Below are 21,678 nucleotides of genomic sequence, written 5' to 3'. Positions count from 1 at the left end.
AGACGCATCAATCCTAAGGAGAACGCGGCTCAGCCCCGGGCCGCCCACCATTCGCGCAGGCGCTGCTCCGCGGCATCCGGGCCGATCACGCCCTCATCGAGACGGATGTCGAGGAGGAAGCGGTAGGCCTCGCCGACCTCGCGTCCGGGCGGGATGCCCAGCACCTCCTGGATACGGTTGCCGTCGAGCTCGGGACGCATCGCGTCGAGCTCCTCCTGCTCGCTGAGATCGGCGATGCGCTTCTCGATGTCGTCGTACGCCGACGACAGCCGGGCCGCCTTGCGACGGTTGCGCGTCGTGACATCGGCGCGGGTGAGGATGTGCAGGCGCTCGAGCAGGTCGCCGGCGTCGCGCACGTATCGGCGCACGGCCGCATCGGTCCAGGCGCCCTCGGCGTAGCCGAAGAACCGCAGATGCAGCTCGATGAGGGTGGAGACGGCGTCGATCGTGTCGCCGTCGAAGCGCAGGGCCTGCAGGCGCTTGCGCGCCATGCGCCCGCCGACCACGTCGTGGTGGTGGAACGTGACCGCTCCCCCGTCCTCCAGCTTGCGGGTGCGGGGCTTTCCGATGTCGTGCAGAAGTGCTGCGATGCGCAGCGGCACGTCCGGCTCAGCATCCGGGTTCCGCGAGTTCTCGAGCGCGATCGCCTGCTGCAGGACCGTCAGCGAGTGCTCGTAGACATCCTTGTGGTGATGGTGCTCGTCGACCTCGAGGCGGAGGGCGCTGACCTCGGGGAGGAACTCCTCGATGAGTCCGGTGTCGACGAGGACGCGGATGCCGCGGACGGGGTCGTCGGTCTGCATGAGACGCACCAGCTCGCCCTGAACCCGCTCGGGGCTGACGATCTTCAGCGTCTGTCGAAGGCGGGCGATCGCCTCGCGAGTGCCCTCCTCGATGGAGAAGCCGAGCTGGGCGCTGAAGCGCGCAGCCCGGAGCATGCGCAGCGGGTCGTCGCCGAAGCTGACGTTAGGGTCGGCCGGGGTGCGCAGCACACCGGCGACGAGGTCCTCGACGCCGCCGGTCGGATCGACCAGCTTGATGCCCGGCACCTGCAGCGCCATCGCGTTCACGCGGAAGTCGCGACGCACGAGATCACCATCGATCGTGTCGCCGAACTCGACGGTCGGCTTGCGCGTCACCCCGTCGTAGCTGTCGGCGCGGTAGGTCGTGATCTCGACCTGCTCTCCCTGCACACGGGCCCCGATCGTGCCGAAGGCACGGCCGATGTCCCACTGCGCGGATGAGATCGGCGTGACGATGCGCAGGATCTCGTCGGGAGAGGCGTTCGTCGTGAAATCGAGGTCGTGGACGGGACGCCCCAGCAGCGCGTCGCGGACCGGGCCCCCGACGACGGCGAGCTCGAATCCCGCGGCGTGGAAGGCATCGGCGACGGCCGAGACGACCGGTCCCTGTGCGAGCGCGCGCAGACGCGCGAGCCCCTCGGCCATATTCAGCATGGGTTCCAGCGTACCGGGGCTCGACCGGGCGGATGGGCGGCCGGATGTCCAACTCGATTGGTGCCGCGCGTGTCGTTACGGCATAGTAGGTGGGTGCGGCGTCTACCCGAACGCCTTTACGGCTGATTACCCGACCCGCCATACCCGCTGTTTCGAACACACCCCAATCGTTCGAGACCACCCCCTGAATCGCATCGACGTTCGATGCGCCCGTTCAGGGTGCCTTGTCGACGACAAAACAAAAGGGAGAACCCGTGGCGAACCTCCGCCGTGAGCGCTCGGATGACCAGTCCGAGGCGCAAGCCAACGCCGCCACAGTCCCGATGCGCCGTACCTCGGCGAACGCGAGCGTCGCCGTGGCACCGGCCGCTCCCCAGCGCCGCCGTGCGAACCAGCACGTCAACGCGAGCGGCATCGCCGTCGAGCATGTCGCCGTCGAGCAGGAACCCGTCGAGACCCCCTCGCACTCGCGCCGCACCCGTCGCCGCGCCGACTCCGTCGCCACGATCGGCGAGGCGCCCGTGATCGCGGGCACGGAGCTGCCGGTCCAGCCCCCGGTCCACGAGGAGCCTGCAGCTCCTGAGCCCGTCGCCGCCCCGGCGCCCGAGGAGGAGCCGGAGGGCCCGTCGCCGCGCGACGAGGCCGTCGCTCTCGCGGAGCGCCTCGGCCTGGCGTACATCGACCTCACCGAGTTCGTCGTCGAGCCCAGCGTCGTCAACCTGATCCCCGACCAGATGTGCCGCCGCCAGGCGGTGCTGCCCATCTCCCGCGTGGGGGAGCGTCTGGTCGTCGCCGTCTCCGACCCGGAGAACGTCGTCCTCCTCGACGACGTGGCCGCCGTCGCGCGCATGCCGATCGCCCCCGTCGTCTCGGAGCGCCAGGCCATCCTCGCCGCCATCGACCGCTATCACCGCGTCGACTCCGAGCTCGAGGAGCTCACGCACGCCTTCGAGAACGAGGCCGGCGCTGACAGCGAGGCCTGGACGCAGGACGTCACGGATGCCGCGGGCGATGACGAGGCCCCGATCATCCGCTTCGTCAACCTGATCATCAGCCAGGCGATCATGGACCGCGCCTCGGATATCCACATCGAGCCGGGCCGTGAAGACCTCCGTGTGCGCTACCGCATCGACGGCGTGCTCACCGAGGTGCAGCGCGTCCCCCGCAACATGATCGCCGGCGTCATCAGCCGCATCAAGGTCATGTCGGAGCTCGACATCGGTGAGCGCCGCAAGCCCCAGGACGGCCGCATCTCGATCACGCACGGCGGCCGCACGGTCGACCTGCGTGTCGCGACCCTGCCCACTGTGTGGGGCGAGAAGGTCGTCGCCCGTGTGCTCGACTCCCCCGTCGGCAGCCTCAAGCTCAGCGACCTCGGCATGCTCGAGCGCAACATGGAGGTCTACAGCGGCAGCTTCTCCAAGCCCTACGGCATGATGCTCGTGACCGGCCCCACCGGTTCGGGAAAGTCGACGACGCTGTACACGACGCTCGCGGCCATCGCGAAGCCCACGGTCAACGTCATCACGGTCGAGGACCCGGTGGAGTACCGCATGGCGGGCATCAACCAGGTCCAGGTGAACAAGACCGCCGGCCTCACCTTCGCCGCGGCGCTGCGCTCGATCCTGCGATCCGACCCCGACGTCATCCTGCTCGGTGAGATCCGTGATGAGGAGACGGCGAAGATCGCCGTCGAATCGTCGCTGACCGGTCACCTCGTGCTGTCGACCCTGCACACCAACGACGCGCCCAGCTCGGTCACCCGTCTCATCGAGATGGGCGTCGAGCCCTTCCTCGTCGGAACGGCGCTCGACTCGGTCGTCGCCCAGCGTCTGGCCCGCCGCCTGTGCGAGCGGTGCAAGGAGGAGTCGGTCGCGACCGAGGTCGAGCTGCGCATCGTCAACGCGCCGGCTTCTCAGTACCAGAACCCGCCGACGATCTACCGCCCGGTCGGCTGCCCCCAGTGCTCCAACACGGGCTATCGCGGACGAATCGCGCTGCACGAGGTCATGGCCGTCGACGAGGAGATCGAACGCATGGCCGTCGCGAACGCGCCGACCGCTGTGATCGCCGAGTACGCCGAGTCCAAGGGCATGACCCGCCTCCGCCAGGACGGCTGGGCGAAGGCCATGCTCGGGCACACCTCCATCGAGGAGATCCTGCGCGTCACCGTGTGACGCGCAGGCCCGCATCTTCCCGAGCGCCCGCTGCTCGGCATCCAGACATTCTTCATTGTGAAAGGCACCGCACGTGACGATCGATAACGCGTCTGCGTCCGCCATGGGCGGCTCCCGATTCGATGCCCTGCTGGGCGGCCCCGAGGTCGACCCCGAGCTGCGCAACGTCCTCGGCGGCGTCCCCGGCGTCACCCTGCCGACTGCTTCCTCTGGGGCGTCGAGCAGCAGCATCCCGGACTACTTCTCCGACTTCGAGGACCAGGCGGCACGCCAGCAGCAGGCTCAGCAGCAGGCTCAGCTCGCCGCGCAGCAGCAGGCTCAGCTCGTCGCCCAGCAGCAGGCCGAACTCGCCGCACGCCAGGCCCAGTTCACCGAGCAGATGCGTGCGAACGAGCAGCAGCAGGCCATGGCCGCGCAGCAGCGCGCGCAGCAGCAGGCCGCCCAGCAGGCGCAGCTCGCCGTGCAGCAGGCCGCGGCTCAGCAGGCGCAGTACGCGGCTCAGCAGCAGGCCGTGCAGCAGCAGGCCGTGCGGCAGCAGGATTCCGGCATTCGCCGTTCGGCCGCGCCGACGACCGCTCCCCTGCCGACCATGGGCGCCTACGCCGGCGGTGCGGCGGATGCGCGCACGCAGGTCATGGATGCCCAGCTGCCCGTCAGCCAGATGTACGGCGGCGTCACTCCCGGCGCCGGTCAGAGCCTGAACTCGGCGCTGCCCGATTTCAGCGAGCGCGCCAAGCCGACCCGTGCGAGCCGCGCGACCGAGATCGAGCAGGCGATCCTCGCCGAGAACCCCGAGGCCGACCGCCAGTTCATCGCCGCCGTCACGGCGATCATCGATCTGGGCGCCTCCGACCTCCACATGGTTTCCGAGTCGACGCCGGTCGTGCGCCTGGACGGTCAGCTGAAGTCCGTCGCGGGCACATCGATCTGGGATCGCGAGCGCATCGAGAGCGTCATCCGCGGCTTCGTGCCGGCCGAGATGATGGAGACGTTCGAGCGCGAGCTCGAGCTCGACCTCGCCTGGTCTGTGGGCGAGGTCGCCCGATTCCGCGTCAACATCTTCCAGGATCAGCGCGGTATGGGCGCTGCCCTGCGAATCATCCCCACCGAGATCAAGTCGGTGGCGCAGCTGGGTCTGCCGCGCGAGCTCGTCGAGCTGGCGAGCCTGCCGCGCGGTCTCGTGCTGGTGTGCGGTCCGACCGGTTCGGGAAAGTCCACGACGCTCGCCGCGATCATCGACAAGGCCAACTCCAGCCGCGCTTCGCACATCATCACGGTCGAGGACCCGATCGAGTTCCTCCACCACCACAAGCGCGGCATCATCAACCAGCGCGAGGTGGGCGCCGATACGCACAGCTTCTCGCACGCTCTCAAGCACGCGCTGCGTCAGGACCCCGACATCATCCTCGTCGGTGAGATGCGAGACCTCGAGACGATCTCGACGGCGCTGACCGCCGCCGAGACCGGTCACCTCGTCTTCGCGACCCTGCACACGCAGGATGCCGGGCAGACGATCGACCGAATCATCGACGTGTACCCCTCGCACCAGCAGGCTCAGGTGCGCACCCAGCTCGCGGCGACGCTGCGTGCGGTCGTGGTGCAGACCCTGATCCCCCGCGCGAGCGGCAAGGGCCGTGCGGTCGCGACCGAGGTCATGTTCATGACCCCCGCGATCCAGAGCCTCGTGCGCGCCGGCAAGACGCACCAGCTGCGCACCGCGCTGCAGGCCGGTAACGACATCGGCATGCACACGCTCGACCAGGATCTCGCGCGTCTCGTGCGCGCCGGCGACATCGAGTACGCCGCTGCGCACGAGCTGGCGCAGGACGTCACCGAATTCGACCAGCTCGTCGGACGCCGCGGCATGACCCGTGCCGCCGCCGGCGACATGTCCCCTGAGGGCACCCGCCAATCCGTGGGTGGCCAGGGAGGAGCGCACTGACCATGGCTGCATCCAGCACGAAGACTCCGCAGTGGAGCTATAAGGGCGTCGATGGCGGTGGCAAGCGCGTCAAGGGCGTGCTCGAGGCGCAGTCCGAGTCGCACGCGATCCAGCAGCTGCGGGCGCAGAGCATCATGCCCGAGTCCCTGGAGCGCAAGGGCGAGGCGACGGGTCTCCAGATGGAGATCAACATCCCCGGCTTCGAGAAGTACCCGTCGCTGAAGGATCTGGCGCTGCTGACGCGTCAGCTGGCGACCATGGTGAACTCCGGTGTGTCGATCCTGCGCGCCCTGTCGATCGTTCAGGGCCAGGTCGACAATGTGCTGCTGCGCAAGGCCATGGAGACCGTGGCGACGCGCGTCGAGGGCGGTATGGCCTTCTCGATCGCTCTCGAGGAGCACCCGCGCATCATCCCGCCGATCATGGTGCACCTGGTGCGCGCTGGTGAGACCGGTGGATTCCTCGACAAGTCGCTGCTCATGGTGGCCGACAACTTCGAGGCCGAGAACAAGCTGCGCAGCCAGGTGAAGTCGGCTCTGAGTTATCCGATCGTCGTGCTCGTGGTCGCGGTCGTGGCGGTCGCCGCGATGCTCATCTTCATCGTGCCGGTGTTCGAGAACATGTTCGCCGATCTCGGCGGCGATCTGCCGGCGGCGACGCAGGGTCTTGTCGACCTGTCGCACGCCATGCCGGTGATCGGCCCGATCGCGCTGGTCATCATCATCGCCGTGTCGATCTGGTGGACGCGCAATAAGAACACGGATGCTGTGCGCCGGGTCGTGGACCCGCTGAAGCTCAAGGCGCCCGTGTTCGGCAAGCTGAACAGCAAGATCGCGCTGACGCGCTTCACGCGCAACTTCTCGACGATGCTCGCCTCGGGTGTGCCGATCCTGCAGTCGCTCGCGATCGTGGGTGCCACCAGTGATAACTGGGTCATCAACAACTCCCTCACCGCGGTGCAGGATGCCGTGCGCCAGGGCCGCCCGATCGCCGAGGCTCTGGCCGAGAGCGATGTCTTCCCCGACATGCTCGTGCAGATGGTCGGCATCGGTGAGGAGTCGGGATCGATCGACACGATGCTGTCGAAGACCGCCGACTTCTACGACCAGGAGGTCGAGGCGATGAGCTCGAGCCTCACGGCCATGCTCGAGCCGCTGATGATCGTCGTCATGGGTGGCCTGCTCGGATACATGATCGTCGCGCTGTACCTGCCGACGTTCACGATCTTCGAGTCCATCCAGACCATGTAATACCCCTTCTCACTTCTTTTCCCCTTTCTGTCCGTGCGCATACCCGTGCGCACGGACACCCGATAACGCGAACTATTTCCCGAATCACCGTTACCCGACGGCGAATCCCCCGTGAAATCCTCGCGCTCTTTATTGACCCTGAAAAATGTAGCCTGATCAGGTTTTTTCCCGACACGCCCGAGAATTCGCGGTTTTCTTTCTTGGAGCAGATTCATTGCTATCTTTACGGTCGTCGACTGCACCCACGTCGATGAAAAAGATCTTTTTACCCGAAAAGGAAACGCACATGATCAAGCGTGTCTCCGACGCTCTCGCCAAGAAGGAAAACGGCGAAAAGGGCTTCACCCTCATCGAGCTCCTCGTCGTCGTCATCATCATCGGAATCCTGGCCGCCGTGGCCATCCCGATCTTCCTGAACATGCGTCAGGGCGCCTGGCGCTCCTCGGTCGAGAGCGACGTCACCAACGCCGTCCTCGTCGTCGAGCAGGCGACCACCGCCAACAACGGGAGCGTCAAGGACCTCACCTTCGCCGGCGGCGCGGATGGTGCCAACTACACCATCACCGACGCATCGGCCAACACCATCGACGGCACCGTGACCCCCGACAACACCATCGTCATCGCGTTCACGCCGGGTACCCAGAGCTACACCATCACCGGCACCAACGCGAACCTCGGCACCACCGAGAGCTACGTGTACGACAGTGCTACCGGTAAGGGCGAGTGGAACTAATCCCCCTCTCCGAGTGACACGGCTTTGTGCCTGCACGGTTCTCCGTGCAGGCACAAAGCCGTCCGGCCCGAAAGACAAGAAAGCGAGCGCTCCGATGCGTGCACAGGTCAAGCGCGATGAGGGATTCACCCTCATCGAGGTGATCATCGCCGTCGCCCTGCTGATGGGTGCCTCCGTCGCCATCGGCGCGTTCGTCGTCCAGGGCCTGCGCCTCGCGGCGCAACAGCAGCGCACCCAGGTCGCCGTCACCGTCGCGACCGAGCGCATGGACGAGGTGCAGCGCCTCATCCCCACGACCTCCACCACCGACCTCGCCACCCTCGTCAAGGGCCGGGTCGAGGCCACCGTCGAGGATGCTTGGAACACCGCCACCGGCGTGACCGGCCTCGAGAACACGTACCCCGCCTGGGGAACCGCGGGAGACCCCGGCGCCGATGCCGCGATCCCCGTCTATCAGACCACGACGCGCAGCGGCTCGGACTACGAGTCCACCGTGCTCATCGGAACCTGCTATCAGCCGCTCCAGGGCGGCTCCTGCACCACTCTCCCCGGCAGCGGCGACACCGACCCGGGCCCCACCTCTCCGCTGGCGCTCTCCAGCAGCCAGCTCGTCCGCGTCTTCGTCATCGTCGACTACCCCGGCAACTGCAACAGCGCCTCGATGTGCCGATACACCACCAGCGGACTGTTCGACACGAAGGGCGATCTCACATGGCGAACCGACTGAAGCGCCTCGATCGGCGCGAACGCGATGCGGGCTTCACTCTGCTCGAGATCATCGTCGCGATGGGCATCTTCTCGCTCTTCCTCGCGATGTTTCTCGGCACCGTGATCTCGGTCACGCGCGCCACGACCCAGGCCAAGGTCGACGCTCAGACCTCGAGCGCCATCGGCATCGCCGTGCAGCGCGTCGAGCGCTCCGTCCGCTATGCCGATACCATCAACTACCCCGGCGCCACCGCGGGCTTCGCCTACGTCGAATGGCGAACCGATGCGGTGTCCGCGACTTCCGGGGCCGTCACCTGTACTCAGCTGCGCTACAGCGAGGAGGAGGGCACGATCGCGATGCGCTCCTGGCCCGCGAACGAGTCCCCCAGCTCCGGCACGTGGAGCGTGCTCCTGCGCGATGTGATGGGCGAGGCGGCCGACGATATGCCCTTCCGTGTGGTCACCGCCGATGGCGTCACGAGCAACTACCAGGGGCTCACGCTCGATATCTCGGCCGGCATCTCGGATGCCGCCGGAACCTCGACGCGCACGACCATCTACGCGAAGAACAGCTCCGTCAACTCCCCCTCGAACACCGCCGCAGCAAATGGCCAGAGCATGACTCCGGTCTGCACAGGAATGAGCTATCGCCCATGATCCGTCTCCGTGGTCTCGACCGTGACACGAGCGAGCGGGGCTCCGCCCTGCTCATGACCATCATCTTCTCGGTGCTCGCCGGCGGCCTCATGCTCGTGCTGCTGTCGGTGCTGCTCTCCCAGGCCCAGGCCTCCGGGCTCGCCCAGAAGAACACCCGCACGGGATACGCGGCGCAGGCCGGCATCCAGGCGACCCTCTCGGTGCTGCGCTCCAGCACTGTCAGCATCAACGGCACCACCTACGGCGACCCGTCCCGCCTGCCGAACACGCTCAGCGGAACCGTCGACGGCCTGCCCGACAGCGACCTCGGCTATGACGTCACGATCGCCTACTACAGCACAGATCCCTCGGGGCAGTCCGACTCCTGGCTCGCCGCGAACGCTCTGCCCTACCCGCTCTCCTCCGCGACCGGTCAGCAGCCGAAGTACGCGCGCATCGTGGCCTCGGGCACGGATGCCGCGATCACGGGTCTCGGCGGTGACGTCGCCGACCGCACGGTCTCGGCGCTGTACACCTTCACGACGACGAACGTGAACATCCCCGGTGGTCTCATCAAGAGCGCCGATTCGACCGGCTGTCTCAAGGCCGTCTCCCCGAGCGTCGGCAGCCTCATCAAGATGGTGCCGCTGTCGGAGTGCACTGACGACACCCGAGACATGTGGGTGTACGACACCGATTACCGCATCAAGCTCGCGAACACGGTCGGGACGGCGGATGTCCTGTGCATCACCGGCCAGCAGTGGGCGGCCACCCCGACCGGCATCACCTCCAGCACGGCGAATGCCACCCTGCAGCTGTGCGCCGCTGAGAACAGCTCCGCCCCCGGCAACCAGCTCTGGAGCTGGGACTTCCCCGACTCGTGGGAGGGCCAGGACAAGACCAACTCGATCCGCTCGAACCGCTGGCTGAGCATGAACGGCGACACGCTCGTCGACGGTCGCACCAAGGTGAAGTCCTTCGATCCCGCCCCCGCCGTGGGCGCCGGTGCCGCGAGCGCCGCCACCCAGCAGCTCGTCAACTACCGCGAGTTCGGGCGCTGCCTCGACGTGGCCCTCAACGCGATCTCCAGTGGCTACCTCATCGCCTACCCCTGCAAGCAGGACCCAACGGGCACGGGCGCCGCGGTCAACTGGAACCACAAGTGGACCTACACGGAGCCCACCGGAACCGCCACGTCCACCGCCCCGCAGGCGATCTGGGTCAAGGAGAACGAGGTCCGCCCGTACTGCCTGACCGCACGCATGGGCAGCGACCCCCGCGTTCACGCGACCTCCTGCGCGACGCCGAACAACACCACCTCGCTCAGCGCCCTGCAGCAGTTCATCCGCAACGGCGACACGGGCGACAACCGCACGAGCTACACGATCCAGTTCGCCGGCGACCCGACTCTGTGTCTGACGGCCGTCAGCACGCCTTCCACGAGCGGCGACTCCTACTCGGTCATCCAGCTGCTCTCCTGCAACGGCTCGACCGCGCAGAAGTGGAACGCCCCGGCGCAGACGATGGGATCGTCGCTCGGCGGATACAAGGAGATCGGATGATCGACCCGTTAATCCCGGCCTGGTTCGCCATCACCGTCACCGCGGTGTTCGGCGGGCTCATCGGGTCATTCCTCAACGTCGTCATCTGGCGGCTGCCGCGTGGCATGAGCATCGTGCACCCGCGCAGCGCCTGCCCCGTCTGCAAGCGCCCCATCGCCTGGTACGACAACATCCCGGTGCTCTCCTATCTGATGCTGCGCGGCCGCTGCCGCACCTGCTCTACGCGGATCTCGCCGCGCTACCCGGCGATCGAACTGCTCACCGCCGCCGCCTTCGCCGGAGTCACGATCGGCGCCTACCAGGGCGTCTACCCGGCGGCCATCCTGCCGCTCCTGCTCTTCTGGGCAGGCGCCGGCATCGCCCTCGCGATGATCGACCTCGACCACCACCGGCTCCCCGACGCCATCACGCTCCCGGCCTACATCGTCAGCTTCGTCTTCATCATGCTGGCCACAGCCCTCACCGGCGATCTCTCCCGCCTGCTGTCGGCGCTCATCGGACTCATCGCGCTCGGCGGCCTCTATCTGCTGCTGGCCTTCGGCTGGCGGGAGGGAATGGGGCTCGGCGACGTCAAACTGGCCGGTTCCCTGGGTATGACGCTCGGCTGGTTCGGCTGGCCGCAGCTCATCGTCGGCGGTTTCAGCGCGTTCATCGTCGGCGCGATCGTCGGCGTCGCGCTCATCATCGCCCGCCGCGCGGGCCGCAAGTCGGGCCTGCCCTTCGGCCCGTTCATGCTCATCGGCGCGGCGATCGGCATCTTCGCCGGTCAGTCCATCGCCGACTTCTATCTCACCCTCGTGGGTCTCGCATGACCCTCGACGGTTCCACGTCAACACATCACGGAGGACACACATGGCAGGAGTAGTCGCACTCGACCTCAGCAGACGGGGGCTGCGGGGCGTACAGATCGACGGCGCGTACACGAACCGCCCGAAGATCACGAAGTTCGGGGCCGTCAACGTCGCCGACGGCGTGATCGCCGATGGCGAGATCATCGACGAGCGCCGCGGTGCCGCCGCCATCAAGGAGCTGTGGAAGTCCGCGGGCTTCTCGACCAACAAGGTCGCTCTCGGCATCTCCAACCGCAAGGTCGTCGTGCGTGAGCTCACCCTCCCGGCGATGCCCACCAGCCAGCGCAAGGCCGGACTGCGGTTCGCCGTCGAGGGCCAGGTCCCGATCGACCTCGACGACTCGATCCTCGACTTCCTGCCGCTGCGACAGTCCAGCGAGGGCGGCGAGGCCCAGCATGAGGGTCTGCTCGTCGCGACCTCGCGCAGCAGCCTCGAGATCACCGTCAACGCGATCGAGAAGGGCGGCGGATACATCGACGCCGTCGACTTCGCGGGCTTCTCGCTGCTGCGCACGCTGACGAGCCCGAACAGCGGCACGCAGGCGCTCATCAATATCGGCGCCTCCAGCACGACCGTGGTGATCGCGACCGGCAGCATGCCCGAGTTCGTCCGCATGGTTCCCAGCGGCGGTGACGACGTCACACGCAGCATCGAGCGCGCCCTCGGCATCAGCTTCGCCGAGGCCGAGCAGGACAAGATCACCCGTGGTCTCCAGGGTGGCGCGACCAGCGCCCGTGATATCGAGGCCGAGACGGTTCTGCGCGAGAACGTGGCGGCGCTGATCGACAGCATCCGCAACACCCTGAAGTTCTACAACAACGCGCACCCGAACAAGCCGATCGGCAACGTCGTGCTCACCGGCGGCGGCAGCCGCCTCACCGGCCTCGCGCCCGTGCTCACACGAGCCCTCGGCCTGCCCACCGGCTATGGCGACCCGCTCGAGGCGTTCTCGGTCAGCAACAAGGTCCGTGCCTCGGGCGTCGACCGCTGGGCCCTCGAGCTCGCAGCCCCCCTCGGCGTCGCAGTGGGAGAGAAGTGATGAAGAAGAAGGACTCCACCGAATCGACCCCGCGGCGTGGCTTCGCCACTGTCGCCTCCGTCGCCCGCGTCGACCTGATCCCGCCGATCGTCGGCATCCGGCGCAAGCAGAACGCGCAGATCCGATCACTCATGACCGGTCTCGTCCTGCTGGCGATCATCGTCATCGTGATCAGCCTCGCGGTCTCGTTCTTCGCGAACGGCGCCGAGAAGAAGCTGACCGCTGAGCAGACCCGCGGCGCGCAGCTGATCGTCGAGCAGAACCAGTACTCCGAAGTCGCCGGCATCAAGGCGCAGCTCATCGACTACGAGACGGCCCGCTGGGCGGCGCTGTACTCCGAGGCCGATTGGGCGCGCATCATGCGCGAACTCGACAGCGCCATGCCCGATGGCGTCGACATCACCGCCGAGGCCATCGCCGTCAAGGGCCTGGGAACGGCCAACAGATCGACGAAGGACGCGAACGCGATCGTCATCGATAAGCCGGGGGTAATCGAAGTCGCCTTCACTGCACAGTCCGACATCTTCGAATCACCGACCGCGATCCTCAACGCGCTCGCGAAGACGATGACCGGATTCACCAGCGCCAACGTCGATTCCGTGGTCGGCGCGCGCGAGGACGGCTATGTCGTCACCGGCATTGTGCAGCTGAACGCAGGCGCACTCGGCGGCACCTCTCGCACCGGTTCGCTAGATGCCGAGACACTCGAGCAGCTGCACAAGCAGCTCGAGCAGGTCGCCATCGCGCCGCCCGCCGCCGTCGCACCGGCCGCGGAGGCCACGGAAGACGCCGATCAGACGAGCACGGGGGAATAAGCACATGAGCAAATACAACTTCAGTCTCATCGCCATCGGTCTTCTCGCGGCGATCATCCTCGCCGCCGGTTGGTTCGTCGGCATGAAGCCACAGCTCGACCGCATGGGCGAGGCGAATAAGCAGACCGAGAACGCCCGCCAGATCAACGATGTGCAGGCTGCGAAGAATGCTGCCTTGGCCGAGGACCATAAGCGCCTCGACGAGTACAAGGCACAGATCACCGCCACGCAGGCAGAGATCCCGCAGACGCGCTCCCAGCAGGGCCTGGTCGACCAGATCAATGCCGCAGCGGACAACGCCGATGTCATGATGCGCTCACTCACCTTCGACTCCACGATCCGCTATACACCGCCCACCGGCGTCACGATCGCCCCCGTCTCCAGCGGTGACCTCGTAGCCGTCACGGTGTCGATCTCGGCTGAGGGGGATCGTGAACGCCTCGAGGATTTCGCTGCCCGCCTGCAGGCTTCGAAGCGGCTCGTGACCGTCGTCGACAGCATCTACACCGGGCCGGAAGATGCTGTCCTGACTCTGAACGGCATCACCTGGGTCCTGCAGCCCACGGAATGATCCGCTGACACCGCGAAAGGCGGGGTGCTTGCACGGTATCCGTGCGAGCACCCCGCCTTCGTCGTTGCGGGTGGAGGTCAGTCGGTGTCGCCGGCCTGCTTGCGCTCGTGCGTCAGGAGGGTGATGGCGAGGCCGACGGCGACGCCGAGGACCGTCTCGATGGCCCGGTCGGCGATCAGCTGGGTGACGGGGATCGGATGCACCAGCTGAACCATGCACAGCGCGAGAGGCGTGATGAACAGCAGCGCGAAGCCGTAGTTGCGGCCGACGAACATCTCGGCGCCGGCCTGCGCGATGCCGATCACGATGATGAGCGCGACGGGAGAGGGGTCGAACGACAGCACGGCCCAGGTGACGAGAACACCCAGCAGTGTTCCGATGACGCGCTGGATTCCGCGCAGCGACCGCCCCTTGGCATCCGCCGCCGCGAGCGGGACCGTCACCGAGACCATCGCCCAATAGGGGTGCCCGATACCGATCGCCGTGGCGATCGCGCCGGCGACCGCGATGGCCAGCGCATAACGGATCACGTAGTGGTGCCAGGGCCACTCGGCCGCTGCCGCCGCGACCGGCGCGGGGCGCGGGGCCGCCGCCTGTCCGTTGCGCCGCTGCCAGAGCAGGGCGATCGACGACATGATGAGCGTCAGCAGCAGCACGAAGGCGATCGTCGCGATCGTCACCAGCGAGGCGGGGACGAGATCGCTCACGGTCCGCGCCGACGACGAGAGACCGCCGATCGCGAAGACCTGCAGGATCACGCCGCCGGGGTGCCAGTTGCGTCGGTGCACGATGATCGCCAGCACGGTCGCGAAGATCGCGACGGCCGGGATCGCCAGCCAGTCGCGGGCCGGGGACATCCCGACGCACGCGCCGATCAGGATCGCCGCGAGCAGCGAGGCGCCGGCCTCGAGCTGCATGCGCAGGCGTCCGGGAAGAGCTTGGTTGCGCCCGTAGAGCGATGCCATCGCACCGAATGCGGCGTACAGCGCCCAGTCGAGGCGGTCGGTCGCGTAGAGCACGACGAGCGGGATGATGGCCGATAACGTGGCTCGCAGCGCGACCGCCCACTCGCCCTGACGCGGATGGAAGCGGGTGATGGCCTGGATCAGCGTGGTATCGGTCATGTCCTTTCCATTCTCTCACCGGGCACTATCCTCGTCCCATGCGCCGTCTTCTCTCCGCCCTGATCGTCTCCGCCGTCCTCGTCACGGCGTCCGGATGCTCCGCCGAGGTGGATTGGGCGGATGCCGAGGCTCAGGCCAATGCGTTCATCGGTGCGGAGTACGACGGGCTCGGAATCGCATCGTTGCGGCTCGCGGACGTATCAGCGGACGAGGGCGGCAGTGTCACCCTCGAGTTCTCCGAGCGAGGTACGGTCACCGGCGTCGACGTCGCCTGCTTCGGTGATGGTCGCGCGCGGTTCGCCTACACAGCTGAGACGGAATCGGGATCGGTCGGCGCAGAGGCGGAGGTTCGGTGCGACGGAAGCGTGCTCGCGGTCGTCCCCCAGGACGTCATCCGCGGGGTCGGGTCGGTGACGGTCACCGGCACCCTCGTTTCCGGGGGCGGTGGCTTCCTCGTCGCACGAGTGCTCGGCGAGGTCGAGTAGACCCGGCCCGCATCGTTCAGAGGCCGCGCACTCGGGCGTCCGCCCGGGCGCTCGAAAGCCAGTCGCGCACCAGTGCGCCGACGACATCGGGCTGTTCGAGGTGCAGGTTGTGCCCCGCACCGTCGAGCACGACGAATGTGCCGCGCGGGTAGTGCGCGCGGTGCGCGAGGCCGTCCTCGAATCCGACGACGTGGTCCTGGCGGCCGAAAACGTGCAGGGCGGGTGCGGTGAACGGTCCCGTCGCGTTTCTTTCGGGAGCGGATGCTTCGGCATAGGTCCGGCTCAAGCGTTCGAGCACGCGCAGGTCGGCGCCGGCTGCACCGGGAACCACGAAACGACGGAACGCCTCGAGCGTCGCCAGGCTCTGCACGACCGCCATGGCGGCGAAGTCATCCCTCTGTTCGCCCGCCGCCTGCAGAACCGCATCATCGGCGACGATGACCTCGTGCTGCGGAAGGGCGCGCAGCGCATGGTCCATCTCGAAGACGCCCGCGAGCGTCGCGAGACCCCAGCATTGGTCGGGCAGTGCGTGCGCGATGTGGCGCGCCACCATCGCGCCGAAGGAGTTGCCGATGATCGCGAACGGGCCGTCGCCGACGAACGCGCGCACATCGTCGAGCGTCTGTGCGGCGACTTCCCGTGGGGTCCTCGCCCCCGTGTCGGCGGCGCCCTCGGCCCACGGAAGATCGATGTAGACGCGCTGCCATCCGGCATCCGGGACCATGTCCTCGAGCGGCAGCATGATCCGGTGATCGACGCCGAAGCCATGGATCGCGATCAGGGGAATCCCCTCGCCGCGCGTGAGAGCAATCATCCTTCGAGGGTATCGGCGGGCCGCTCGCCCCTGCCCGTCGGCGTTCCGCCCGTCGGATGCTGCTCCCACGGTGGCGCGTGCCCGCCGCGTTCCGTGAATCAGATGCCCGGTGATGCCCACGGCGTTTCACGTTCGCGAACGAACCCGACACGCCTTCTCTCGCCGCGCCCAGCCGGTTCGTGACACCTGTACGCGGCTCCGGCACGCAGCTATCGTGACGGCATGACCTACGAGGCGCGCCACATCTCCCAGACGATCCGTCGCGAGCCGCAGGCCGTCGCGGCATTCGCCGGGTCACCGGAGAACCTGCCGCAGTGGGCAGCGGGACTGTCCAACGGCATCCGATACGACGAAGGCCGATGGATCACGGAGTCGCCCATGGGGATCGTCGAAGTGCGGTTCACCGGGGATATCGGTCTCGGCACCCTCGATCACGACGTCGTCCTCCCGAATGGTGACGTCGTGCACAACCCCCTGCGGGTGCTGCGCAACGGCGACGGCAGTGAAGTCGTGTTCACCCTCTATCGGATGCCGGGTGTCGAGGATGCGGCGTTCGAGGCGGATGCCGCACTCATCCGGGACGACCTTCGCCGGCTGCGAGACATCCTCGAGGGGTGAGGCGGCGGGTCAGACCGCGTCGCCCTGCACCGGCCCCTCGGTGTTCGGCTTCCAGCCGAGCTCGGGCGCGACGTACTTCGCGAACGACTCGAGCACGTGCAGGTTGTAGGCGACGCCGAGCTGGGTCGGAACGGTCAGCATGAGGGTGTCGGCGGCCATGACGGCCTCGTCAGCGAGCAGCTGGCGCACGAGTACATCGGGCTCGGCGGCGTAGGTCTTGCCGAACGTGGAACGGTAGCCGTCGATGATGCCGATCTGGTCGTCGGAATCCTCACTGCGCAGCCCGAAGTAGGCGCGGTCCATGTCGGACACGATCGGGAAGACGCTGCGGCTCACCGAGACGCGGGGCGTGCCCGTGTGACCGGTGGCCTTGTATGCGGCACGGTACTGGTCGATCTGCTCGCGCTGCAGCCGGTGGAACTCGTCGCCGGTCGCCTCGGTGAGCAGCGTCGAGCTCATGAGGTTCAGGCCCTTGCGCCCCGTCTCCTCAGCGGTCGCGCGGGAACCGGAACCCCACCAGATGTGGTCGCGCAGAGTCTCGGACTGCGGCTCGATCGGCAGATAGCGGCCCTCGTCGACCTGCTTCGGGTCGCCCTGCACGACGGCAGCGCCGTCGATCGCCTCGAGGAAGAGGTCGAACTTGTCGCGGGCGAGATCCGCACCACGCGGGTCTTCCGAGCCGACGTAGCCGAAGGCCTCCCAGCCGCGCAGCGCGGGCTCGGGTGAGCCACGGCTCACACCGAGGGCGATTCGACCGCGGGCGATGAGGTCGAGGGCGGCGGCCTCCTCCGCGAACTGCAACGGGTTCTCGTACCGCATGTCGATCACACCGGTGCCGACCTCGATGCGCTCGGTCTTCGCCGCCATCGCTGCCAGCAGCGGCATGGGCGACGCGGCCTGGCGCGCGAAGTGGTGCACCCGCGTGTACGCGCCGTTGACACCCAGCTCATCAGCGCCGACCGTGAGGTCGATCATCTGGTGCAGCATGTCGCCGGCGGTGCGCGTCGCAGAACCGGGCACGTCGGCGTAGTGCCCGAACGAAAGGAATCCGAAAGCCTTCATGCCCTATGCAACCGAATGGATGCCGGGGATTATTCCCCTGTTACATACGCCCGCCATGTCAGCCGTCCCGCGTAGGTTGCACGGTGGATAGACTCACCGGCATCAACGAAGGAGTGATCATGGCGCGTCGTCGCGGGTTCTTTGCAGAGATGCAGCATCAGGCGAAGCTGGCCGAAAGACGGCAGAACGCGAAGCAACGAGAGCGGGCCCAGGCAGAGAAACGGGCAGAAGCTGCCCAGCGCGCCGCGGAGCGGGCCCGTCTCGCCGCAGAGCGCGCATCCGAACAGGACCGGAAACGCCTGGATCGTGAAGCCGCCCAGGCCCACGTCGAGGCGCGCATCGCTGAAGCAGAAGATGCAACTGCGGAGCTTCATGCGAAATTCGAGGAGCTTGATGGAATCCTCACAGCGACATTGGACATCGATGATTTCGTGGACCTTGAAGCACTCCGCATCACCGCAGAGCACCCGCCGTTCCCCGCTGAGCATCTGCGCCGGCCAATTCCTGTTCCGGCGCCGATCCCGGATCCCCCGCTCCCGGTGAAGCATGATCCGAAACCGGTGCGAGCTCTGTTCGGACGCAAGCAGAAGGAGCAGCAGGCGATCGTCGATGCCGAGCAGCAGTACGCAGCCGACTACTGGACGTGGAAGACGGCATCCGATGAGTTGCCTCATCGACGCGCTAGACAAGCACAAGGCCATGCGCTTGCAGAGCAGGAGCGAGAGCGGAAGCTCGCCGAAGCCGAAGCTCAATACGCAGAGGAGACTGCCGCCCGCGACCGTGATGTAGCCGAGCAGAATGAAGAGCTCGACCAGTTGATCAGTGGTCTGGCATACGGCACGGTCGAAGCCGTGCAGGAATACGTGGCGATCGTGCTCGCGAACTCCATCTACCCGGAATGGCTGGAGGTCTCGAGCGAAGCGGAGTTCGATCCCAGTCAGGCAGAGCTCTCGATGCGTGTCCTCGTTCCTGGTCCGGAACTCATCCCCGCCATCAATCACTTCAAGTACACGAAGTCGACAGATGAAATCTCCCCTGTGGCAGCGACGCAGAAGGAAACAAAGGAGCGCTATGCATCACTGATCAACAACGTTGCGCTGCGGTCGTTGCACGAGGTCTTCGAAGCCGATCGACGGGGAATCATTCAGAGCATCTCGCTTGAGCTCGGCACCGAGACGATCAGCCCCGCAACGGGCCTGCCGACATACGTCCCGTTCATCGCTGTCGCTGCCCGGCGTGAGGAGTTCGACAAGTTTGATCTCTCCTCCGTTGTACCGGCAGCTACCCTGGAGCATCTCGGGGCGACTGTATCGAAGAGCCCGTACACGTTGGTCCCGATTTCATCCGCGGGTATCCGACGAGCACGATGAACCCGTCGTCGAAGTCGTTCAATCCACCTCCCGGCTGGCCGAAACCACCGGCCGGATGGGTTCCTCCCGCGGGGTGGACTCCCGACCCGAGCTGGCCGGAGCCGCCGCCAGGCTGGCAGCTCTGGCTTCCGGTAGACGGCTCTCCATCCCTCGAGAAGGGGCTTGAGATCCCTGATGCTCCACATGCGGATACTCACAGCTCGACACCGTCGACGTTGGAACAGCGCGTGGCAGCACTAGAAGCAGAAAACGCCGCGTTAAAACAGCAGATGACCGGCGACACCGCAACTGACCTCATCGATCTAGACGACGCTCGGATCTTGCAGGAGGTCGGAATCTACCGATATCACCACCCGCTGGAATCTGCCGCCGGCTACGGAGATGCTTTGAAAGCACTTGAGCAGCAGATCGCGGAGATGGTGAGAGCGGAAAGTGCCTTCACGCGTTCCGAAGTGTTCACCTTCAACAACTCGCTCGCGCAGGGCCGCAGAATGAGCGACGACCTCGGCAAACTGATGCTCCGTGCGTACAACGCAGAAGCCGATAACGTGATCCGCGCACTCCGGGCTGGCAATGTCGAGACGGCTCGACGCCGATTGGAAGCATCCCGCGCAGCGATCGCGAAACTTGGCCGTCTGATGGACATGCGCATCAGCGATGAGTTCCATGCTCTCCGTTTGAAGGAGATCGAGCTCACCGCCGATTGGCTGATGAAGAAGCAGGAAGAACGCGAAGTCGAACGCGAAGAGCGGGCACGGCTTCGCGAAGAGAAGCGCGTTGCGAAGGAACTCGCGGAGGAACGCGCGCGCCTCGAGAAGGAGCGCCTGCACCTTGTCAACACTCTCGCTGTCCTGCACCAGACGGGAACCATTGACGACGCACTCGCGCTACGACTCGACGAAGTCCAGCGGGCGATCGAGCAGAACGACTATCGTGCCGCGAACATCCGGGCCGGCTACGTCTACGTGATCTCGAATCAAGGGGCCTTCGGCAAGAACGTCGTCAAGATCGGGTTGACGCGGCGTCTCGAGCCTCGCGAGCGAATCTTTGAGCTCGGTGGCGCGTCGGTGCCCTTCAGGTTCGACACGCACGCACTCTTCTTCTCCGAGGACGCCGTATCCCTTGAAGCAGAACTTCATCGTCATTTTGCCGATCGAGCTCTGAACCGAGCCAACTCGCGCAAGGAGTTCTTCTTCGCGGCTCCTGGTGAGGTCCGGCAGGTTCTCCTCGGCAAAGTGGGCAACATCCTCGAGTTCACGGAAGATGTCGAGGCCACCGAGTACCGGCAGTCGGTGGGGCTCTGGCCCGAGCAGGGGTAAGTCAGACGACCGCTACCGAAGTAACTCGCTGCGTCACGCCCGAATATCGACCGACGGCGCCCCGGTGATCGCGACGAGTTCATCGTGCGTGATGCGGAACACCGCGTGGGAGACGCCGCCGCCGGCCCAGACGTGCGGGTAGTCGGCGAGGCTCTCATCGATCAGGGTGCGCAGGGGTTGCGGGTGCCCGACCGGAGCACAACCGCCCACGCGCTGCCCGGTCGCGGCGTGCACGAACTCCGGGTCGGCCCGACTGAGCTTGTCGACTCCGAAGTTCACGGCGGCCTTCGCCTTATCGATCCGGTGAGCGCCGCTCGAGAGCACGAGGACGGCTTCATCGCCCGCACGGAACACGATGCTGTTGCAGATCGCCCCCACTTCGCACCCGAGGTATTCGGCGGCGGCCGCAGCAGAGGGCACCTTCTCGGTCAGCTCCGCCATCCGGTCCGTCAGCCCGGCGGCCGTCAGCGCGTTCTCCACGGTGACCAGTGCGGGATTTCGAGTCAGCATGCGCCCCAGTATAGGAATCCCGGCGAACTCAACCAGAAACCGTTCTTTAGCCAGCCACCAGAGTTGTCACCCGACTCAAGGCATCACCTCTGCGATCTCGCTCAACCTCGATGTCATAGTCGACCTGGAGATTGATCCAGAACTTGGCATCAACGTTCAGAGCCTGGGACAGCCGCAACCCAGTGTTCGTGGTGATCGCACGTTTGCCCCGGATGATCTCGCTGATCCGCGTCTGAGAAAGACCCGTCGCCTGCGCGAGGCGGTACTGACTTATGCCGAGCGGCTCAAGAAACTCGGTCAGCAAAATCTCGCCGGGCGTGATCGGCTCATGAACGGTACTCATGCCTAACCCTTCAGTGGTAGTCGGTGATCTCAACGTCTTCCGCCCCCGACGCCTCCCACCGGAAGCAGATCCGGTACTGGCTGTTGACCCGGATCGAATACTGACCGGTACGGTCTCCCGAGAGCTTCTCAAGCCGGTTCCCCGGCGGTATGCGAAGGCTGTTCAGTTGTGATGCAGCGTTGATCAGGCGCAGCTTCTTCTGAGCTGCGCGCTGAATATCCGGCGAGAGCGTTGGCTCTCGCTCTCGCAGCCACACGCGTTCAGTCGCCTTGTCACGGAAGGACCGAATCAC

Annotated in this window: 22 protein-coding genes; 15 read left to right on the top strand and 7 right to left on the bottom strand. The window is 66.4% G+C overall.

Annotated elements, in window-relative coordinates; translation table 11 throughout:
- Nucleotides 1-29 precede the first annotated feature (29 nt).
- The gene (locus ACWAUG_RS06630) at nucleotides 30-1,457 is read right to left on the bottom strand and encodes a CCA tRNA nucleotidyltransferase (protein WP_460801910.1); all 1,428 of its coding nucleotides are present in this window, start codon (nucleotides 1,455-1,457) and stop codon (nucleotides 30-32) included.
- A 254-nt stretch (nucleotides 1,458-1,711) separates the two neighbouring features.
- Here ACWAUG_RS06630 and ACWAUG_RS06625 point away from each other — a divergent pair, with 254 nt between their 5' ends.
- The 11 genes from ACWAUG_RS06625 to ACWAUG_RS06575 all read left to right on the top strand — a co-directional run bounded on the left by ACWAUG_RS06625 (nucleotide 1,712) and on the right by ACWAUG_RS06575 (nucleotide 13,741).
- Nucleotides 1,712-3,634 (top strand): GspE/PulE family protein, encoded by a 1,923-nt coding sequence (locus ACWAUG_RS06625; protein WP_460801909.1) that lies wholly within the window; start codon nucleotides 1,712-1,714, stop codon nucleotides 3,632-3,634.
- Nucleotides 3,635-3,707: 73 nt separating this feature from the next.
- Complete coding sequence (locus tag ACWAUG_RS06620; RefSeq protein ID WP_460801908.1) at nucleotides 3,708-5,576, top strand: type IV pilus twitching motility protein PilT; 1,869 nt, start codon at nucleotides 3,708-3,710, stop codon at nucleotides 5,574-5,576.
- A gap of 2 nt (nucleotides 5,577-5,578) precedes the next feature.
- Complete coding sequence (locus tag ACWAUG_RS06615; protein ID WP_460801907.1) at nucleotides 5,579-6,826, top strand: type II secretion system F family protein; 1,248 nt, start codon at nucleotides 5,579-5,581, stop codon at nucleotides 6,824-6,826.
- A 286-nt stretch (nucleotides 6,827-7,112) separates the two neighbouring features.
- Entirely contained in the window at nucleotides 7,113-7,559 is a 447-nt protein-coding gene (locus tag ACWAUG_RS06610; RefSeq protein ID WP_460801906.1) for a type IV pilin protein, read from the top strand.
- Between the two features lie 94 nt (nucleotides 7,560-7,653).
- Nucleotides 7,654-8,286: a prepilin-type N-terminal cleavage/methylation domain-containing protein gene (locus tag ACWAUG_RS06605; protein ID WP_460801905.1), complete on the top strand. Its 633-nt coding sequence runs from the start codon at nucleotides 7,654-7,656 to the stop codon at nucleotides 8,284-8,286.
- Nucleotides 8,271-8,924 (top strand): PulJ/GspJ family protein, encoded by a 654-nt coding sequence (locus ACWAUG_RS06600; protein WP_460801904.1) that lies wholly within the window; start codon nucleotides 8,271-8,273, stop codon nucleotides 8,922-8,924. Before ACWAUG_RS06605 ends, ACWAUG_RS06600 begins: the two co-directional genes overlap by 16 nt.
- Nucleotides 8,921-10,465, top strand: coding sequence for a hypothetical protein (locus ACWAUG_RS06595; RefSeq protein ID WP_460801903.1), 1,545 nt, complete (start codon nucleotides 8,921-8,923; stop codon nucleotides 10,463-10,465). The genes ACWAUG_RS06600 and ACWAUG_RS06595 overlap by 4 nt, the downstream gene beginning before the upstream one ends.
- The gene (locus ACWAUG_RS06590; protein ID WP_460801902.1) at nucleotides 10,462-11,277 is read left to right on the top strand and encodes a prepilin peptidase; all 816 of its coding nucleotides are present in this window, start codon (nucleotides 10,462-10,464) and stop codon (nucleotides 11,275-11,277) included. The genes ACWAUG_RS06595 and ACWAUG_RS06590 overlap by 4 nt, the downstream gene beginning before the upstream one ends.
- Nucleotides 11,278-11,317: 40 nt before the next feature.
- The gene (gene pilM / locus ACWAUG_RS06585) at nucleotides 11,318-12,355 is read left to right on the top strand and encodes a type IV pilus assembly protein PilM (RefSeq protein ID WP_460801901.1); all 1,038 of its coding nucleotides are present in this window, start codon (nucleotides 11,318-11,320) and stop codon (nucleotides 12,353-12,355) included.
- Entirely contained in the window at nucleotides 12,355-13,170 is an 816-nt protein-coding gene (locus ACWAUG_RS06580) for a hypothetical protein (RefSeq protein WP_460801900.1), read from the top strand. The genes pilM and ACWAUG_RS06580 overlap by 1 nt, the downstream gene beginning before the upstream one ends.
- A 4-nt stretch (nucleotides 13,171-13,174) precedes the next feature.
- Nucleotides 13,175-13,741: a hypothetical protein gene (locus ACWAUG_RS06575; protein WP_460801899.1), complete on the top strand. Its 567-nt coding sequence runs from the start codon at nucleotides 13,175-13,177 to the stop codon at nucleotides 13,739-13,741.
- A 77-nt stretch (nucleotides 13,742-13,818) separates the two neighbouring features.
- Here the strand turns inward: ACWAUG_RS06575 and ACWAUG_RS06570 are convergent, their stop codons facing one another.
- Nucleotides 13,819-14,865: an FUSC family protein gene (locus ACWAUG_RS06570; protein ID WP_460801898.1), complete on the bottom strand. Its 1,047-nt coding sequence runs from the start codon at nucleotides 14,863-14,865 to the stop codon at nucleotides 13,819-13,821.
- Nucleotides 14,866-14,903: 38 nt separating this feature from the next.
- Here ACWAUG_RS06570 and ACWAUG_RS06565 point away from each other — a divergent pair, with 38 nt between their 5' ends.
- Nucleotides 14,904-15,350, top strand: coding sequence for a hypothetical protein (locus ACWAUG_RS06565; protein ID WP_460801897.1), 447 nt, complete (start codon nucleotides 14,904-14,906; stop codon nucleotides 15,348-15,350).
- Between the two features lie 16 nt (nucleotides 15,351-15,366).
- Here ACWAUG_RS06565 and ACWAUG_RS06560 read toward each other — a convergent pair whose 3' ends face one another.
- Nucleotides 15,367-16,164, bottom strand: a complete 798-nt coding sequence (locus tag ACWAUG_RS06560; RefSeq protein WP_460801896.1) for an alpha/beta fold hydrolase — start codon at nucleotides 16,162-16,164, stop codon at nucleotides 15,367-15,369.
- 222 nt (nucleotides 16,165-16,386) lie between these two features.
- Between ACWAUG_RS06560 and ACWAUG_RS06555 the strand changes: the two genes are divergently transcribed.
- On the top strand, nucleotides 16,387-16,782 hold the full coding sequence (locus ACWAUG_RS06555) for an SRPBCC family protein (protein WP_460801895.1): 396 nt from the start codon (nucleotides 16,387-16,389) through the stop codon (nucleotides 16,780-16,782).
- 9 nt (nucleotides 16,783-16,791) lie between these two features.
- Here ACWAUG_RS06555 and ACWAUG_RS06550 read toward each other — a convergent pair whose 3' ends face one another.
- Complete coding sequence (locus ACWAUG_RS06550) at nucleotides 16,792-17,844, bottom strand: LLM class flavin-dependent oxidoreductase (protein ID WP_460801894.1); 1,053 nt, start codon at nucleotides 17,842-17,844, stop codon at nucleotides 16,792-16,794.
- A 119-nt stretch (nucleotides 17,845-17,963) separates the two neighbouring features.
- Here ACWAUG_RS06550 and ACWAUG_RS06545 point away from each other — a divergent pair, with 119 nt between their 5' ends.
- Nucleotides 17,964-19,214, top strand: a complete 1,251-nt coding sequence (locus ACWAUG_RS06545) for a hypothetical protein (RefSeq protein ID WP_460801893.1) — start codon at nucleotides 17,964-17,966, stop codon at nucleotides 19,212-19,214.
- On the top strand, nucleotides 19,211-20,533 hold the full coding sequence (locus ACWAUG_RS06540; RefSeq protein WP_460801892.1) for a DUF4041 domain-containing protein: 1,323 nt from the start codon (nucleotides 19,211-19,213) through the stop codon (nucleotides 20,531-20,533). Before ACWAUG_RS06545 ends, ACWAUG_RS06540 begins: the two co-directional genes overlap by 4 nt.
- Before the next feature lie 33 nt (nucleotides 20,534-20,566).
- On the opposite strand, the gene ACWAUG_RS06535 is transcribed toward ACWAUG_RS06540, so the two are convergent.
- Genes ACWAUG_RS06535 through ACWAUG_RS06525 form a run of 3 tightly spaced genes read right to left on the bottom strand, consistent with a single transcriptional unit; the run spans nucleotide 20,567 to nucleotide 21,678 of the window.
- Entirely contained in the window at nucleotides 20,567-21,043 is a 477-nt protein-coding gene (locus ACWAUG_RS06535) for a YbaK/EbsC family protein (RefSeq protein WP_460801891.1), read from the bottom strand.
- Between the two features lie 46 nt (nucleotides 21,044-21,089).
- Nucleotides 21,090-21,386 (bottom strand): HigA family addiction module antitoxin, encoded by a 297-nt coding sequence (locus ACWAUG_RS06530; protein ID WP_460801890.1) that lies wholly within the window; start codon nucleotides 21,384-21,386, stop codon nucleotides 21,090-21,092.
- A gap of 10 nt (nucleotides 21,387-21,396) precedes the next feature.
- Nucleotides 21,397-21,678, bottom strand: coding sequence for a type II toxin-antitoxin system RelE/ParE family toxin (locus ACWAUG_RS06525; RefSeq protein WP_460801889.1), 282 nt, complete (start codon nucleotides 21,676-21,678; stop codon nucleotides 21,397-21,399).

It is taken from the genome of Microbacterium sp. GXF6406 (genome assembly GCF_054798215.1).
Note: the sequence above shows the minus strand (reverse complement) of the source record. Positions and strands in the feature narration are given on the sequence as shown.